Raw genomic sequence first — 15,797 nt, 5'->3', positions numbered from 1 at the left:
CGCCGGCGTGCGGGCGGCCCGGGCCGTCCGTGCCGAGGACTCAGTCCTCGTTCAGCTCGCGGTCGAGGTCGCGCCGGCGCTCCACGCGGCGGCGCGCATCGTGATCGCGCATCCGCTGCGGGTATCCCGTGCGCTCGACGTCGTATACCGGGATCCCCAGATCATGGGCCAGGCGCCGGGCCCCACGTTCGCCGACCACCCGCCGGGTCCATTCGCCGTCGGAGGCCACCAGCACAACGGTGACATCGGTCACAGTGGTCTTCGGTTCGACGAAACCCTCGACTCCGGTGTGCGTTCGCACCCACTCCGCCAGATACCGGGTCTCGGCGGCGCGGCCACGCGAAACGCCGCTGCGCCCGACCCTGGCGCGACGGAATCGGTCCAGCAAACCCACCGTCGCCGACCTCCTGCTCGACCTCCGAATACCACCGAATCCGGCGGTGATTCCATGGTGCCAGGCGACGGAATGGGAAGCCCTCCGGAAACCGCGCGCGGCGGCGAATGCAAGGATGGTTACCGGAACAACAACCACACGGATCTCCGGCGCCGCGCAGAATGAAGCCGGCTGGAACACCGTCGCGACCCGCGGCAGGATCCTCCGGAACGAACTGTTGTAGACCCGTCGAGCAGTTAGAGGAGTCAACGGACATGGCCTTCTCCGTCCAGATGCCCGCTCTTGGTGAGAGCGTCACCGAGGGAACGGTGACACGGTGGCTGAAGCAGGAAGGAGACACGGTCGAGGTCGACGAGCCGCTGCTCGAGGTCTCCACCGACAAGGTCGACACCGAGATCCCGTCCCCCGCGGCGGGTGTGTTGACGAAGATCGTCGCCCAGGAAGACGACGTCGTCGAGGTCGGCGGCGAACTGGGTGTCATCGGTGACGCGGGTGAATCCCCCGCGCCCGCCCCGGCCCCCGAACCGGCCGCCGCCGAACCGGAAGCAGCTCCCGCGCCCGCGCAGGAGAGCGCTCCGGCTCCCGAGCCCGCCCCGGCGCCCGCAGCCTCCGCCGCCCCCTCCGACGCCTCCGGCACTTCGGTGAAGATGCCGGAACTGGGCGAATCCGTCACCGAGGGCACCGTGACCCGGTGGCTCAAGGCGATCGGCGACGAGGTCGCGGTCGACGAACCGCTGCTCGAGGTCTCCACCGACAAGGTCGACACCGAGATCCCGTCCCCCGTCGCGGGGACCCTGCTGGAGATCACCGCGAACGAAGACGACGTGGTCGAGGTCGGCGGACAGCTCGGCGTGATCGGTTCCGGTAGTCCCGCGCAGAGTTCCGCGCCCGCACCGGCCCCGGCACCCGAGCCGGCCGCCGCCGCGCCCGCTCCCGAACCGGCGCCGAAACCGGCTCCCGCCCCGGCCCCGCAGCCCGCGCCCGCTCCGCAGCCGGCTCCGGCCCCTGCGCCCGCCGCGGCCGCACCGGCACCCGCCGCCCAGGCTCCCGCGCCCGCCGCTTCCACCAACGGCGCCACCCCCTACGTCACTCCGCTGGTCCGGAAGCTGGCCGAGGAGAACGGCGTCGACCTGACCTCGGTCACCGGGTCCGGTGTCGGTGGACGCATCCGCAAACAGGATGTGCTGGCCGCCGCGGAAGCCAAGAAGGCGCCCGCTGCCCCGGCCGCGGCGCCCGCCCGGTCCACCGGCGCTCCCGCCGCCGCGGCTCCGGCCGCTCCCGCGCCCAGCCCCGCACTCGCGGCGCTGCGTGGAACCACCCAGAAGGCCAGCCGGATCCGGCAGATCACCGCCACCAAGACCCTGGAATCGCTGCAGACCACCGCGCAGCTCACCCAGGTGCACGAGGCCGATGTCACCAAGATCGCCGCGCTGCGCAAGAAGGCCAAGGCCGACTTCGCCAAACGCGAAGGCGTGAACCTGACCTTCCTGCCGTTCTTCGCCAAGGCCGTGGTGGAGGCGCTCGGGGTGCACCCGAACGTCAACGCCAGCTACGACGCGAACAGCAAGGAGATCACCTACCACGCGTCGGTGCATCTGGGTATCGCGGTCGATACCGAGCAGGGCCTGCTCTCGCCGGTGATCCACAACGCCAGCGACCTGTCGCTGGCGGGTCTGGCCCGGGCCATCGCCGATATCGCCAACCGGGCCCGCACCGGTGGGCTCAAACCCGACGAATTGGCCGGTGGCACCTTCACCATCACCAATATCGGCAGCCAGGGCGCGCTGTTCGACACTCCGATCCTGCTGCCGCAGCAGGCGGGGATGCTCGGCACGGGTGCGATCGTCAAACGCCCGACCGTGGTCACCGACGAGTCGGGCAGCGAATTCATCGGCGTCCGGTCGATGTGCTTCCTGCCACTGACCTACGATCACCGCCTCATCGACGGCGCGGATGCCGGCCGGTTCCTCACCACCATCCGGCACCGCCTGGAAGAGGCGGCGTTCGAGGCCGACCTGGGCCTGTAAATGGTTGTCGTGGTCGCCGGCTCGTCCGGACTGATCGGAACCGCTCTCGTCGCGGCGTTGCGCCGCGACGGGACCCAGGTGGTCCGCTTGGTCCGGCGGCCGGCCGCCGCCCCCGACGAACGCCGCTGGGATCCGGCCCGGGCCGACCTCGACCCGGGGATCTTCGACGGCGTGGACGCGGTGGTGAACCTGTGCGGCGCCGGTATCGGTGACAAACGCTGGACCGGCGCCTACAAACAGGAACTCCGGGACAGCCGGATCACCCCCACCGACGTCCTGTCGGCCGCGGTCGCCCGGGCCGGTGTGCCGACGCTGGTGAACGCCAGCGGTGTGCACTATTACGGCGATACCGGATCCCGGGCGGTCGACGAATCCGGCCCGCCGGGAACCGGTTTCCTGCCCACGCTGTGCGACGACTGGGAGAAGGCGACCCATACCGCCCGGGACGCGGGCGCCCGGGTGGTGCTGCTGCGCAGCGCGGTGGTGCTCGCCGGGGCCGGCGGAATGCTGCCGCAGCTGAAAGCCCTGTTCCTGCTGGGCCTGGGTGGCCGGCTCGGCAACGGCCGGCAGTATCAGCCGTGGATCTCGCTCGACGACGAGGTCGGCGCGATCCGGCACGCACTCACCCACCCCGACGTCCGGGGCCCGCTCAACGCGGTGGGTCCGGCGCCGGTCACCAACGCCGAATTCACCCGCGCGCTGGGCCGGGCGCTGCGCCGGCCGACGCCGCTGTTCGTCCCGGGTATCGCGCTGCGCCTGGCGATCGGCGAGTTCGCCGAGGAGGCGATCCTGCACAGCCCGCGGGCGCTGCCGGGTGTGCTCGAGGAGACCGGGTACGAATTCCGCCACCCCACCGTCGGCGCGGCGCTGACCGCCGCGGTGGGCCGATGACCGGCACCGCCGCCGCCCTGATCCGTGACGCGCGGACCGGGGACCTGCCCGCGATCCTGGAGATCCACAACCGGGCGATCGCCGAGACCACCGCCATCTGGGACGACGAACCCGTCGGCCTCGACGAGCGGGTGGCCTGGTTCTCGAACCGCACCGATCACGGCCGTCCCGTCCTGGTGGCCGAGATGGACGGCGAAGTAGCGGGATACGCCAGCTACGGTCCGTGGCGACCGAAATCGGGCTACCGGCACACCGTCGAGAACTCCGTCTATATCGCCGACCGTTTCCAGCGCCGCGGCATCGGCGCCGCCCTGCTCGCCGAACTGATCGCGCGCGCCGGACGCGCGGGCGATATCCACGCGATGATCGCGGCCGTCGAATCGCGCAATACCGGGTCCATCGCCCTGCACGAGCGGTTCGGCTTCCGGACCGTCGGCGTACTGCCCGAAGTCGGGCACAAATTCGGCGGCTGGATGGATCTGACACTGATGCAGCTCACACTGGAGATGAGCGTAACGTCGTGATCGTGAACAACACCCGCACCGCGACCCGGTCCGCGCGTTACGACACCACCCCCGTCGACGTGCGTGAGCTGGGCCTGATCGACTACCAGCAGGCCTGGGATCTGCAACGCGAACTCGCCGCCACCCGCGCCGGCGGCGCCGGTCACGACACCCTGCTGCTGCTGGAGCATCCGCCCGTCTACACCGCCGGCCGCCGCACCGAGCAGGCCGACCGGCCCACCGACGGCAGCCCGGTCATCGATGTGGACCGCGGCGGCAAGATCACCTGGCACGGGCCCGGCCAGCTGGTCGGGTATCCGATCATCCGGCTCGCCGAACCGCTCGATGTGGTGGATTATGTGCGCCGGCTGGAACAGGCGCTCATCCAGGCCGTCACCGATCTCGGCGTGCCCTGCGGGCGCGTGCCCGGACGGTCGGGCGTCTGGCTGGCGGCCAGCGGCCTGCTGCCGGAACGCAAGATCGCCTCGATCGGTATCCGGGTGCAGCGCGGGGTCACCCTGCACGGTATCTCGCTGAACTGCAATCCCGACCTGGGCGCGTTCGGCGCCATCATCCCGTGCGGTATCCGCGATGTCGGTTCCACCAGCCTGAGCCAGGAACTCGGCCGCGAGGTCACCGTCGCGCAGGCCCGGCCGCGGATCGCCGAACTCGTCCCGGCCGCGCTCAACGGGGAGCTCCCGGTCACCGAACACGATATTCCGCAGGCCGGCACCCCGGCTGTCGCGGATCACGCCGCCGCCACCCCGGCACGCGACCCGAAAGGTCCCCACTCATGACCTCCGCCCAGGCCCCCGCCGGCCGTAAACTCCTGCGCATCGAGGCCCGTAACGCCGAGACCCCGATCGAACGCAAACCCGGCTGGATCCGTACCCGCGCCACCATGGGTCCCGAGTACACCGAGCTCAAGGGCCTGGTGAAACGCGAAGGGCTGCATACGGTCTGCGAAGAGGCGGGCTGCCCCAACATCTTCGAATGCTGGGAGGACCGCGAGGCCACCTTCCTCATCGGCGGCGAACAGTGCACCCGCCGCTGCGATTTCTGCCAGATCGATACCGGCAAACCATCCCCGCTGGACCGCGACGAACCGCGCCGGGTGGCCGAAAGCGTGCAGGCGATGGGTCTGCGCTACTCGACCATCACCGGTGTCGCCCGTGACGATCTTGAGGACGGCGGCGCCTGGCTGTACGCCGAAACCGTGCGCGCCATCAAGAAACTCAACCCGAACACCGGCGTCGAACTGCTCATCCCCGATTTCAACGCCAAACCCGATCAGCTCGCCGAGGTCTTCTCTTCCCGCCCCGAGGTGCTGGCCCACAACCTGGAGACGGTCCCCCGGGTGTTCAAGCGGATCCGCCCCGCGTTCCGCTACGAACGTTCCCTCGAGGTGCTCACCGCGGCCCGCGCCGACGGCCTGGTCACCAAATCGAACCTGATCCTCGGGATGGGCGAAACCCCCGACGAGGTCACCCAGGCCATGCGCGACCTGCACGAAGCCGGTTGCGATATCCTCACCATCACCCAGTACCTGCGGCCCTCGCCGCGCCACCATCCGGTGGATCGCTGGGTGAAACCCGAAGAGTTCGTCGAGCATTCGAAGGCCGCCGAGGAGATCGGTTTCGCCGGAGTGATGGCCGGGCCGCTGGTCCGCTCCTCCTACCGCGCCGGCCGCCTCTACGCCCAGGCCATGGCCCATCACGGGCGGGCGATCCCGGAAACCATGTCCCATCTGGCCGAGGGGGGCACCGCCAGCCAGGAGGCCAGTGCCGTGCTGGAACGGTTCGGGTCGCGGGCCTGAGTCCCACACCCCTCGAAACCTCGGTGGACCGAGCGAGGCGGGTACGGCGGCAGACCCACAATCACGACTACGGCAGATCCACAACGACCGGTAGATGAGTTCGAGAATGCCGCTACCTCGACGACGCGCAGACCCGCTGATACCCGCATGGTCGGCGAATGCGACCTATCGTGCCGTTTCCACTCCCAAACTGGTTTTCACCGCCTCCGGACTCGCGACGTACCTGCTGACCGGAGTCGGCAACGATGTCACCACCGGCGGTCTGATCGAGACTTTCGTTCTCGGCGACCGTGACGGCCACGAAGTCGACGCGGTTCTGGAGAACAATGCGGGCCGGGTGATCGGCATCGAGGTCAAGGCAGCGGAAACCGTCCGTGCCGAAGACTTTCGGGGGCTGCGCCACCTCGAAAGCCGTCTGGGCGACCGATTCGCCGCAGGCTACGTTCTCTATTGCGGTGACCAGCAGCTACCGTTCGGCGAGAAATTCTCCTGCCTCCCGATCAGTGCACTGTGGACGACGCCGCCCGGCTGATCCCGGCTCTGCGGATAGCACGATGACCGTCCGGGCCGGGCGTGGGCGAATGCTACGGTGTCCGGGCGCTCGGTTACCGCCTGTCCTGGACAGATGGTTCGTAAGAGGGAATCCGGTGTGAATCCGGAGCTGCCCCGCAGCGGTATGTGGAAACGACCGCGGTCATCAGCACTGGGCCCGCGCCCGGGAAGCGACCGCCAGTAGGTGGCGCCGGAGTCTCCGGCGCCGGGTCCGCGAGTCCGAAGACCTGCCGGCGTGACCACGCCGACGGTGTGGTCTTCGGTCGACTCCGAGGGAACGGTTGACGAGGTCATGGGTCGCGGTACTCGCATGTCTGCACAGCACGACGTCCGGACGGAGCGGGTGGATACGGCCCGATGAGGGCGCTCGAATCGCACCGGCCGCCCCCGGCCGCGCTGATCGCCGGGCTGGCCCTCGCCTTCGCGGTGGTCTCGGTGCTCGCGCTGGCGCTGGCGCTGGGGACCGCGCATATCCCGTGGCGTGCCACAGTCGGCTTCCTGTGGGCCGAACTCACCGGCGGAACGGTCGCCGCCGCCGATACCGCGAACTACCGGATCGTGATCGAGTCGCGGCTGCCCCGGGTGCTGCTGGCGGCACTCGTCGGCGCCGGGCTCAGCGGCGTGGGCCTGCTCGTACAGGCCATGGTCCGCAACGCCCTCGCCGACCCGTACGTGCTGGGGATCTCCTCGGGCGCCTCGGTCGGCGCCACTGCCGTGGTTCTCTTCGGTGTCTTCGGGGCGCTGGGCATCTACGCCCTGTCCACCGCCGCGTTCGCCGGGGCGCTCGGCGCCACGGTACTCGTCTATCTGATGGCCCGATCGGCGGCCGGGCTGGTGCCGCTGCGACTGGTGCTCACCGGTACAGCCGTCGGCTACGGTTTCTCCGCCGCGACCACCGTGCTGGTTTTCCTGGCACCGCACGGCGACGCCGCACGGTCGGTGATGTTCTGGCTGCTGGGCAGCCTGGCGGGCGCCACCTGGCAGATGGTGCCCCTGGTCGCCGTGGTGGCGGTGCTCGGTCTGGCGGTGCTCGCGGTATGCGCCCGGCAATTGAATGCCCTCGCGATGGGTGACGAGGTCAGTGCCGCGCTGGGTCTTTCCGCCTCCCGGTTCCGGCTGCTGCTCTTCGTGGTCTCCGCCGCGATGACGGGGTGTTTCGTCGCGGTCTGCGGAGCGGTCGGATTCGTCGGGCTGGTGGTGCCCCATGTGGCGCGGCTGCTGGTGGGCGCCGATCACCGGCGGCTCATCGCCGTCACCCCGCTGCTGGGCGCCGTGTTCCTGGTATCCGCAGATCTGCTGGCGCGCACGCTGATCCCGCCGCAGGAGCTACCGCTGGGCGCGATCACGGCCGCGGTCGGAGTGCCGGTGTTCGTACTGCTGATGCGCCGGCGCGGCGCGCTGATGGGACAGGACTGATGCGAGTCGTCTACGAGGACGTCACGGTCGAGATCGACGGCACGCCGATCGTCGAGGCGGTCACGCTGGCCGCCGGATCCGGGCAGTTCGTGGGGATCGTGGGCCCCAACGGCAGCGGTAAGTCCACGCTGCTGCGCTGCCTGTACCGTGCGCTGTCACCGGCCGCCGGGCGGGTCCTGGTGGACGGGACCGATATCGCCGCGGTCGGTATGCGCGAGAACGCCCGGCAGGTGGCGGCACTGACCCAGGATGCGACCACACCCTTCGATTTCACCGCCGCCGAGATCGTCGCGACCGGCCGCCTGCCGCATACCGCCCTGCTGCGCGGTACGCGCCGGCGGGACCGCGAGATCTGCGCGGCGGCGATGGCGACCGCGGATATCGCCCATCTCGCCGACCGCGGTTTTTTGTCCCTGTCCGGCGGCGAGCGTCAGCGGGTGCTGATCGCGCGGGCACTGGCGCAGCAGCCGCGAGTGCTGGTCCTCGACGAACCGACCAATCACCTGGATGTCCAGCACCAGTACAGTGTCCTGTCCGCGGCCCGGAGCCTGGGTATCACCGTGATCGCGGCTCTGCACGATCTCAATCTGGCCGCGCAGCACTGTGATCGGCTCTTCGTCCTGCACCGAGGCCGGCTCGTCTGCTCCGGTACTCCGCACGAGGTGATCACCGCGGAGGTGATCGGCCGCTGGTTCTCGATCGGCGGCCATATCGTCACCCATCCCCGGCTGGGTGTCCCGCAGGTCATCTTCGACGAAAAGGACTGCTAGATGCGTATTTCCCGGCCGATCGGCACCATGGTTCTGGCGGCCGCCGCCTTCTTCTCGGCGGCATGCGGCGCCGAACTCCAGGAACCGGCCGCCGCGGCGTCCGGCGATCCGGTGACGGTGACCAACTGCGGCGCCCCGCTCACCGTCGACGGTGTTCCCGAGCGGGTGGTCACCAACGACACCGGTATCACCGAGATGATGTTCGCCCTCGGTCTCGCCGACCGGCTGGTGGGCTACGGCAGTTATCCCGGCAAGGACCGCGATATCGCCACCTCCCCATGGAAGGACGAATTCGAACGCACGCCGTCGCTGGGTGACGCGTTCACCCGCGAGGTGGTCCAGGCAGCCGAACCCGATTTCGTCTTCGCCGGGTGGAACTACGGTTTCAAGGAGTCGACCGGCCTCACTCCCGACTGGGTGCGCTCGATCGGTGCGGTCCCCTATCAGCTGACCGAAGCCTGCCGGCAACCCGGAACAGACCGCCGCGGTGTGATGGAACCGCTCGACGCGCTGTACACCGACCTCACCAACCTCGGCGAGATCTTCGGTGTCCGGGCGAGAGCCGACGAACTCGTCGCCGGGTACCGGGATCAGGTTGCGCAGGCGGCGGCGGGCGCCTCCGCAGGGCGGGATCCGGCGCGGGTCTTCCTGTTCGACAGCGCCACTCCCGAACCGTTCACCTCGGGCCGCACCGCCGCCCCCTCCCAGATCATCCGGGAAGCGGGCGGCAGCAATATCTTCGACGATCTGAACAACTCCTGGACCACCACATCCTGGGAGGCGGCCGCGCAGCGGGATCCGCAGGTGATCGTGATCGTCGATTACGGCGCGGGTCCGCAGAATTCGGTGCGCGGCAAGATCGACCAGCTACGCCGGCAGCCGCTGATGGCCGGGACCACCGCGGTCCGCGAGGACAACATCATCGCGCTGCCCTACGCCGCGCTGGTGGAGAGCCCCCGCAATCCGCAGGCAGTGGTCACCGTGGCGGAATTCTTACGATCCAAGGGGTACTAGCCGTGGTCGCCCACCGCGGCCGTGGCGCCGGACGCCGGAGCGGCGACACCGGCCAGGTGCCGTAGCGAGTTGGGGAGGTGTTCGGGGCCGAAGGGCGGGAAGTGCAGGTACTCCCGGATGTGGGCCGGCACCGCCGTCCAGTCGTAGGTCAGCGTGACCTCGCTCGTGGACGGCCCGACGGGCACCAGGTCGTAACGCCAGAACCAGCCGCCGAACTCCAGGCTGCCGTCGGCCTGGATCTCCCCGGTGAACCAGCCGATGGCATGCGGCGGGTCGAAGACGTGGACCTTGTTGCCCACCCGGTACATACCGTCGGGATGGTTGGGGTGGTACATGTCCATATGGAAGATCTGCCCCACTCCGGCCAGCGGTGCCCGGTCGGCGGCGTCCTGGACCCAGCCGGTGCCGTCGATCGCGGCGTGGGTCGCGGGGTCCGCGAGGACCGCGAATACGTCGGCGGTGGACGCAGCGACGGTCAGGACGGCTTTCACATTCTCCTCGGTCACGGGTGTCCTCGCTCCTCGTCGTCTCGCCCCGGAGGCTTTCCGTAGGGAAAGGGGCTTCGACCGTGCAGACGAAGTGACCGGCCCGAACTCATCGGACGGGCGCCCGAACTCATCGGAGGGGCGTGCGAGCGGGATCGCCCCGGCCCGTAAGAGACCGCACCGCGAATCGCCACGATTGCGGATGTGACCGGTGCCCCGGACCCGTCCGGCTCCTCCCGGACGGTCCACGCCGGCTCGGTCCGGCAACCCCGGCCCGGCCGCGGGTAGAGGTCACCGATGAATCCCACGCCGCGGACGGGTCTCCACAGATGTACGGTCCCCGGAGTCAGGAGCACAGATGGTCATCGTCGCCGGATATATCCTCGTCGACCCGGAAACCCGCGACGCCTACCTCACTGGATGCGCCGACGTGGTGGACCAGGCCCGCTCGGCGCCCGGCTGCCTCGACTTCGCCCTGAGCGCCGACCTCACCGATCCCGCCCGGGTCAATATCTTCGAACGCTGGGAGAGCCGGGAAGCGGTCGAGACATTCCGGGGCGCGGGCACGGGTGACGAGCAGAACGCCGTGATCCGTGCGGCGTCGGTGGCCGAATACGATATCGCCGCGGTCCGTTCACTGACCTGAGCCGGACGTCCCGCGCCGCCGGTCAGAGCTTGAAGCGCTGCAGCAGCGCCGGGATCTTGGACGCCGACATCAGCGCCTTGAACTGCCAGCTGTCGTCGCGCGGGAGGATGCCTCCGCGCTGGGTGACGTCGAAGGCGTCGTAGAGGGTTTCGCCTTCCTCCATCAGCCCGTCGGCGTTGAAGTGGTAGCGGTCGACCGCGGGGCACTGGATGAAACGGCCGGTGCCGTAGAGGACCGGAGCGCTCTCGTCGTAGGGATACAGGCGTAGCGGCCCGTCCCAGTGCCCGCTGCCGATGTAGCGGATGACGACCCGCACCCTCTCGTCGGGCATCACGTCCAGATACACCTGGTCGGGCAGCGGATCGTAGCGCCAGTCCGGGATGGCGTCGAAGAAGGCGAAGTTGTATTTCACGAATTCGTCGACACCGACGATGGTGCGGCCGAATGTGGTGACATCGGTGTAGCGGATATCCGGTGCGTACAACTCGTGGTTGAGGCTCATATCCCGGGCCAGGAAACTCCACCAGTACTTCTTCGCCCACTCCATCAGCCAGGACAGATCGAGGCCGAGTTTGCCGTAGTACTCGAGTTTCCGGTCGAACTGGACGAACCACTCCTCGGTGGTCGCCTGCAGTTCCCGTTCCGGGACCACCCGGATCGGCACGGCCCGGTTGCCGTCGAGGAATTCCGGGGCGGGGCGGGTGAGCCGGGGGCGGCGCAGGGCCTGCTGGAACTGTTCGTCACTGAACACGGCACGAGCCTTTCGACGAATGCGGCCGGACCGCAATCGAGCTTCAACGTGAATCAAATGATTCATATTGAATCACCCGATGTCAATACCTGATCGCGGATGCCATGATGGATCGGTGGACACACCCAAGCTGTGGCGCGGCCGAACCCTGGACGACCGCTCGGCGGACCGTCGCGCACAGATCGTGGACGCCGGTGCCGACCTGCTGGGCACCAGCGGTTCGGCGGCGGTCACCATGCGGGAGGTGATCCGCCGGACCAACCTGAGCCCGCGCTACTTCTACGAGAGCTTCGACAATCGGGACGCGCTGATCATCGCGATCTACGACCGTTCCGAAGGCGAGCTACTCGCCCGGCTGGCCGCAGCCCCTGCCACGGCCGATCTCACCGCCACGATCCGCGCGGCGCTCCTGATCTGCGCGACCTACTTCGAGGAAGACCCGCGACGGGCCCGGATCCTGCTCCGCGAACCGATGACCGATGACACCCTGCGAAGGCACAGCACCCACCGTCTGCCGCTGTTCCTGCGCACCCTCGTCCCGGCCCTGGGCGAGGACGCCGCGGCGCTGATACCGGACAGCGAGGAAACCCTCGCGGTGATCGGCACGGCGCTCAGCGGCGCCCTGATCGCGCTCTATGTGGACTGGGCCGACGGCCGGCTGACCCTCCCACGCGAACATCTCGTCGATACGGCCACCACCATCGTCCTCGCACTCACCGAACGAGGCACTCACCGAACGAGCTACCCGTGCATCCGTGGCGGGTGAGGGCACCACGCTCCGGTAACAGTTCTCCGGGCTCCGGCCCCGGACTCAGCCGGGCAGGCCCACGAGCTCCGCGCTCTGCTGCCACAGCGTTCGGGCCGCGTTCGTATCGCAGGCGACATCGGAGGGTTCGGGCCAGGTGAGCTGCCCGCGACGCAGTGCCGCGTAGACGCGCCCCTCCGGTGTCCGGGCATCTCCGGACGCGAGATCGGCGAGGGTGTCCCCCGCGTCGGCCCTGGTGTTGAGGGTCGGGTCGAACCTCCGTGCCGGGCGGCTCAGCACCGGAGACCCCATCAGCGACCACACCACCCGCATATAGAACGGCAGATCCTGGGCCAATCCGGTACCGAACACCTGCCCGGGACAGTAGGCCACGGCGGTGATCCCCTTGTCCCGCATCTCTTTCTCCTCCGTCATCGCCCGCACCGTGAGTAGGGCACAGAGCTTCGACGCCGTATACGCGTGTTCCCCCGCCTTGCGCGGATGGTCGTGCAACCCGGGGTCGCGATCGGGGTACGCCAGCAGCGACGCGTCCGCGTGGCGGGGCGGGGTCAGCCCGGCACCCATGGCGGGGTCGTGGGTACCGCTCGTCGTCAGCACCACCCTGGCCCCCTCGCCGAGCGCCGGCATGAGCAGCCGGAGCAGCAGGTAGTGCGCGAGGTGGTTGACGGCGAAAGTCTTCTCGAACCCGTCGGGGGTCCGGCGGGCGACGTCGGCGAGGACCAGGCCGGCGTTCAGCACCAGCGCGTCCACCGGGGTATCGCCCAATTCCTCGCGCACCGCGTTCGCGAAGGCGCGCACCGAGCCGAGGTCGGCGAGATCCAACGGCAGGCATGACGAACCGGGTCGTGGATCGTTGCGCGCACCCAGCAGCAGTCGATTTTCCCCCGAACACCGGAGGCGGCCGGCCGCTATGGCCCCGAACCCCGATGTTCCGCCGGTCATCACCATGGTCGACATCGTGTGCCCCTCGGCATCCGTCGGATCCTCCCCTCACAGCATAGTCCGGGCCGGCCCCGGCCGAGGCCGACCGGACGAGCCCGTCTCAGGGCCTGCGAGGGCCGACCGGCCGGCGCACCGGCGCGCCACCGGCCCCACAGCGCGACCGGAAACCGGCCACCGATCACCCGCCTGACCAGCCTCCCTGGACATCACAGCTAGTAGCCGACGGTGATGTGCCGGTTTCCGCACGGCACCTCCAGTTCGTCGAGCACCGCCACGGCGAAATCCTCGGCCGAGACCCGGGAGGTGCCATCGGCACCCACGAGAAGAGTCGTGGTGCCGCGCCGATACTGTGCGGTGCGCACTCCCGGTTCGAGGACAGCGGGCGGACTGAGATAAACCCAGTCCGCCGGATGTTCCCGGCATGCCTCCAGCTGCGCCGCGCTGGCCCCGGCGATCGGGCGGAGCGCGGCCGGTACGTATTCCGGGCTGTCGAGGACGAGCCGGCCGGTGCCCGGCACCCGCAGCGGTGCGGCGCCGCCGACGACGAGGACGCGGGTCCCGGATTTCGCCGCGGCGTCGAGCAGAGCCGTCGTGGTCGCGCCGGTGGAGCTCTCGTCCCCGGGGCGCGGGCGGGTCGCGGCGACGACGGCGTCGGCTCCGGCGAACAGTGCGCTCATGAAGCCGGGGTCGTTCGCATCGCCCTGGACCACGGTTACGGCGGCGGGCAGGGCGGCGGCGGGCGCGGAGCGCTGGACCGCGAGCAGATCGTGCCCCCGGCCGGCGGCTTCGGAGACGACACGGGAACCGACCATGCCGGTGGCGCCGACGACGACGATCTTCATCGAGATGTTCCTTTCGAGGTGGATACGGAGATGGCCCGCGAGCTGCGGGCGGGCGCTGGTAGCTGGCCCGCGACGATCGCCGCGAGGCAGATCCCGAACCCGGCGATCTGGACCGGGCCCAGCGTCTGGCCGAGCAGGAGTGCGCCGAGCCCGGCGGCGACCAGCGGCGAGAACAGCGTGAGGATCGCGACGGAGTTCACCGGCAGTGTGGTCACCCCGCGGAACCACAGCACGTAGGCGATGAGTCCTCCGCACAGCCCGAGCCAGAGGTAACCGAGGGCCGCCGCCGGGCCGATGGCAGGCGGCGGCCCCTCGAGGACGGTCAACGGCAGCAGGAACACCCCGCCCGCCGTGAGCTGCCATCCCGCGAACGCGGTGGGTCCCACGCCCGCGGGCCGCCCCCAGCGCTTGGTGAGGGTCAGCCCGAGCGCCATCGACGCCGCCGCCGCGAGCCCGGCCGCGACGCCCACGGGATCGAAGGCCGCGGCCGGACCGATCACCACCAGCGCGACCCCGCCCAGCCCCGCCAGCCCCCAGCCGAGGCGCCAGGCCGACGGGCTCTCGTGCAGCACCGCCACCGCCAGGACCGCGACCACCAGCGGCTGCGCCGCCGCGAGGGTCCCCGCGACGCCGCCGGGCAGCCGTTCGGCGGCGAGGAACAGCAGCGGGAACAGCAGCCCGATATTGAGCACGCCGAGCACCGCGGCCTTACCCCACCACCGCCCCCGCGGCAGCGTCCGGGTGAACGCCAGCGCGATCAGGCCGGCCGGCAGTGCGCGTAGCAGACCGGCGAACAGCGGATGCCCGGGCGGGAGGAGTTCGGTGGTGACGATGTAGGTGGTGCCCCACGCCACGGGCGCGAACGCGGTCAGGGCCACCCGGGGCAGGTCCGCATAGCGCGCACCCGCTCCGGCGGCACCGGAAACCGGCTGGGCAAGGGAACTTTTCACTTCCGAAGTGTCGCCCCGGACAGATCAATGAGTCCAACACATGTTTGTCAACTCATCAATCGTGATTCACGATTGATCCATGGAACTCCAGCAGATGCGCTACGTGCTCGCCGTCGCGGAGACGAACAGCTTCACCCGCGCGGCCCAGCGCTGCCTGGTGGTCCAGTCCGCGCTCAGCCACCAGATCGCGCGACTCGAACGGGAACTCGGCGCGAAACTCTTCGAACGCACCAGCCGCCGGGTACGGCTGACCCCGGCCGGGGAGGCGTTCCTGCCCGCCGCCCGCCAGTGCCTGGACGCCGCCGACCGGGCGGCCGCCGAGGCCGCGGCGGCGGTCGGCGAGATCCGGGGCCGGCTCGCGGTGGGCCTGATCCCCTCGGTCACCGCGGTCGACCTGCCCGCCGCGCTCCGCGAATTCCGCGGGCGGTACCCGCACGTCCGCGTCAGCCTGCGGGTCGGTGCCAGCGACGAACTCGCGCATCAGGTGAAAGAGGGCACGCTGGATATCGCGTTCCTCGGCCTGCCCACCACCGCCCGGCCGCGCGGGGTCGCGGCCCGCGCACTCGCCCGCGACCGGCTGGTCGCCGTCCTCGCCCCGGAACATCCACTCGCCCGGGAACCGTCGGTCGACCTGCTCCGGCTCTCCACCGAAACCTTCGTGGACCTCCCCGCCGGCACCGCCGGGCGCGCCCAATCGGATGTGGCCTTCGACGCCGCGGGGCTCGACCGCGATGTCGCGTTCGAGGTGTCGTCCGCCGAGTACATCGCCCGGCTGGTCGAACAGGACCTCGGGGTCGCGCTGCTGCCCTCGGCCTATGTACCGCAGCTGAAAGGGGTGGTCACCGTAGAGATCTCCGACGCCCCCGCCCGCGTCGAGTACATCGTCTGGAGCAGTGCCACCCGCACTCCGGCCGCATCCGCCCTGCTGGGAATCCTGGAGATCCCGCCCGACCCGGACACACCGTGAACCCGGCGCCCCGGGGTATAGGCCCGCGGTGTGTCCGGTCTGCTCACCGGCGGTGCGCTCGCCGC

At 69.9% G+C, this 15,797-nt stretch carries 18 protein-coding genes and 1 riboswitch; of the genes, 12 read left to right on the top strand and 6 right to left on the bottom strand.

Annotation, left to right across the window (positions count from 1 at the left end):
* Nucleotides 1-40: 40 nt before the first annotated feature.
* On the bottom strand, nucleotides 41-394 hold the full coding sequence (locus AB0F41_RS14900; RefSeq protein WP_357423907.1) for an oxidoreductase: 354 nt from the start codon (nucleotides 392-394) through the stop codon (nucleotides 41-43).
* 254 nt (nucleotides 395-648) lie between these two features.
* Between AB0F41_RS14900 and sucB the strand changes: the two genes are divergently transcribed.
* From sucB to AB0F41_RS14855, 9 genes are all read left to right on the top strand, one after another.
* Complete coding sequence (gene sucB, locus AB0F41_RS14895; protein ID WP_357423905.1) at nucleotides 649-2,421, top strand: 2-oxoglutarate dehydrogenase, E2 component, dihydrolipoamide succinyltransferase; 1,773 nt, start codon at nucleotides 649-651, stop codon at nucleotides 2,419-2,421.
* Nucleotides 2,422-3,312, top strand: a complete 891-nt coding sequence (locus AB0F41_RS14890; protein WP_357423903.1) for a TIGR01777 family oxidoreductase — start codon at nucleotides 2,422-2,424, stop codon at nucleotides 3,310-3,312.
* Nucleotides 3,309-3,836: an N-acetyltransferase family protein gene (locus AB0F41_RS14885; protein WP_357423901.1), complete on the top strand. Its 528-nt coding sequence runs from the start codon at nucleotides 3,309-3,311 to the stop codon at nucleotides 3,834-3,836. The genes AB0F41_RS14890 and AB0F41_RS14885 overlap by 4 nt, the downstream gene beginning before the upstream one ends.
* Nucleotides 3,837-3,838: 2 nt before the next feature.
* The gene (gene lipB, locus AB0F41_RS14880) at nucleotides 3,839-4,612 is read left to right on the top strand and encodes a lipoyl(octanoyl) transferase LipB (protein WP_357423899.1); all 774 of its coding nucleotides are present in this window, start codon (nucleotides 3,839-3,841) and stop codon (nucleotides 4,610-4,612) included.
* Nucleotides 4,609-5,631 (top strand): lipoyl synthase, encoded by a 1,023-nt coding sequence (gene lipA, locus AB0F41_RS14875; RefSeq protein WP_357423897.1) that lies wholly within the window; start codon nucleotides 4,609-4,611, stop codon nucleotides 5,629-5,631. Before lipB ends, lipA begins: the two co-directional genes overlap by 4 nt.
* Before the next feature lie 94 nt (nucleotides 5,632-5,725).
* Nucleotides 5,726-6,163: a DUF4143 domain-containing protein gene (locus AB0F41_RS14870; RefSeq protein WP_357423895.1), complete on the top strand. Its 438-nt coding sequence runs from the start codon at nucleotides 5,726-5,728 to the stop codon at nucleotides 6,161-6,163.
* Between the two features lie 53 nt (nucleotides 6,164-6,216).
* A riboswitch (cobalamin riboswitch) is annotated at nucleotides 6,217-6,433 on the top strand.
* 107 nt (nucleotides 6,434-6,540) lie between these two features.
* The gene (locus tag AB0F41_RS14865) at nucleotides 6,541-7,599 is read left to right on the top strand and encodes an iron ABC transporter permease (protein WP_357423893.1); all 1,059 of its coding nucleotides are present in this window, start codon (nucleotides 6,541-6,543) and stop codon (nucleotides 7,597-7,599) included.
* Complete coding sequence (locus tag AB0F41_RS14860; RefSeq protein WP_357423891.1) at nucleotides 7,599-8,369, top strand: ABC transporter ATP-binding protein; 771 nt, start codon at nucleotides 7,599-7,601, stop codon at nucleotides 8,367-8,369. Before AB0F41_RS14865 ends, AB0F41_RS14860 begins: the two co-directional genes overlap by 1 nt.
* Before the next feature lie 6 nt (nucleotides 8,370-8,375).
* The gene (locus AB0F41_RS14855) at nucleotides 8,376-9,383 is read left to right on the top strand and encodes an ABC transporter substrate-binding protein (RefSeq protein ID WP_357423943.1); all 1,008 of its coding nucleotides are present in this window, start codon (nucleotides 8,376-8,378) and stop codon (nucleotides 9,381-9,383) included.
* Here the strand turns inward: AB0F41_RS14855 and AB0F41_RS14850 are convergent.
* Complete coding sequence (locus tag AB0F41_RS14850; protein ID WP_357423889.1) at nucleotides 9,380-9,889, bottom strand: polyketide cyclase; 510 nt, start codon at nucleotides 9,887-9,889, stop codon at nucleotides 9,380-9,382. The genes AB0F41_RS14855 and AB0F41_RS14850 overlap by 4 nt on opposite strands.
* 337 nt (nucleotides 9,890-10,226) lie before the next feature.
* Here AB0F41_RS14850 and AB0F41_RS14845 point away from each other — a divergent pair, with 337 nt between their 5' ends.
* The gene (locus tag AB0F41_RS14845) at nucleotides 10,227-10,514 is read left to right on the top strand and encodes an antibiotic biosynthesis monooxygenase family protein (RefSeq protein ID WP_357423887.1); all 288 of its coding nucleotides are present in this window, start codon (nucleotides 10,227-10,229) and stop codon (nucleotides 10,512-10,514) included.
* 22 nt (nucleotides 10,515-10,536) lie between these two features.
* Here the strand turns inward: AB0F41_RS14845 and AB0F41_RS14840 are convergent, their stop codons facing one another.
* Nucleotides 10,537-11,265 carry a nuclear transport factor 2 family protein gene (locus AB0F41_RS14840; protein WP_357423885.1) on the bottom strand — a complete coding sequence of 243 codons (729 nt, stop codon included), beginning with the start codon at nucleotides 11,263-11,265 and terminating at the stop codon, nucleotides 10,537-10,539.
* A 115-nt stretch (nucleotides 11,266-11,380) separates the two neighbouring features.
* On the opposite strand from AB0F41_RS14840, the gene AB0F41_RS14835 reads away from it, so the two are divergent.
* On the top strand, nucleotides 11,381-12,031 hold the full coding sequence (locus AB0F41_RS14835; RefSeq protein WP_357423883.1) for a helix-turn-helix domain-containing protein: 651 nt from the start codon (nucleotides 11,381-11,383) through the stop codon (nucleotides 12,029-12,031).
* A 45-nt stretch (nucleotides 12,032-12,076) separates the two neighbouring features.
* On the opposite strand, the gene AB0F41_RS14830 is transcribed toward AB0F41_RS14835, so the two are convergent.
* From AB0F41_RS14830 to AB0F41_RS14820, 3 genes are all read right to left on the bottom strand, one after another.
* The gene (locus tag AB0F41_RS14830; protein WP_357423881.1) at nucleotides 12,077-12,988 is read right to left on the bottom strand and encodes an SDR family NAD(P)-dependent oxidoreductase; all 912 of its coding nucleotides are present in this window, start codon (nucleotides 12,986-12,988) and stop codon (nucleotides 12,077-12,079) included.
* A 197-nt stretch (nucleotides 12,989-13,185) separates the two neighbouring features.
* Complete coding sequence (locus AB0F41_RS14825; protein WP_357423879.1) at nucleotides 13,186-13,815, bottom strand: NAD(P)H-binding protein; 630 nt, start codon at nucleotides 13,813-13,815, stop codon at nucleotides 13,186-13,188.
* On the bottom strand, nucleotides 13,812-14,765 hold the full coding sequence (locus AB0F41_RS14820; protein WP_357423878.1) for an EamA family transporter: 954 nt from the start codon (nucleotides 14,763-14,765) through the stop codon (nucleotides 13,812-13,814). Before AB0F41_RS14820 ends, AB0F41_RS14825 begins: the two co-directional genes overlap by 4 nt.
* Nucleotides 14,766-14,844: 79 nt before the next feature.
* Here AB0F41_RS14820 and AB0F41_RS14815 point away from each other — a divergent pair, with 79 nt between their 5' ends.
* Nucleotides 14,845-15,732 (top strand): LysR family transcriptional regulator, encoded by an 888-nt coding sequence (locus AB0F41_RS14815; protein WP_357423876.1) that lies wholly within the window; start codon nucleotides 14,845-14,847, stop codon nucleotides 15,730-15,732.
* The last annotated feature ends 65 nt before the right edge of the window (nucleotides 15,733-15,797 follow it).

This window comes from Nocardia sp. NPDC024068 (assembly GCF_040638875.1).
Lineage (GTDB): Bacteria > Actinomycetota > Actinomycetes > Mycobacteriales > Mycobacteriaceae > Nocardia.
This window is presented reverse-complemented; position numbering and strand designations above follow the sequence as displayed.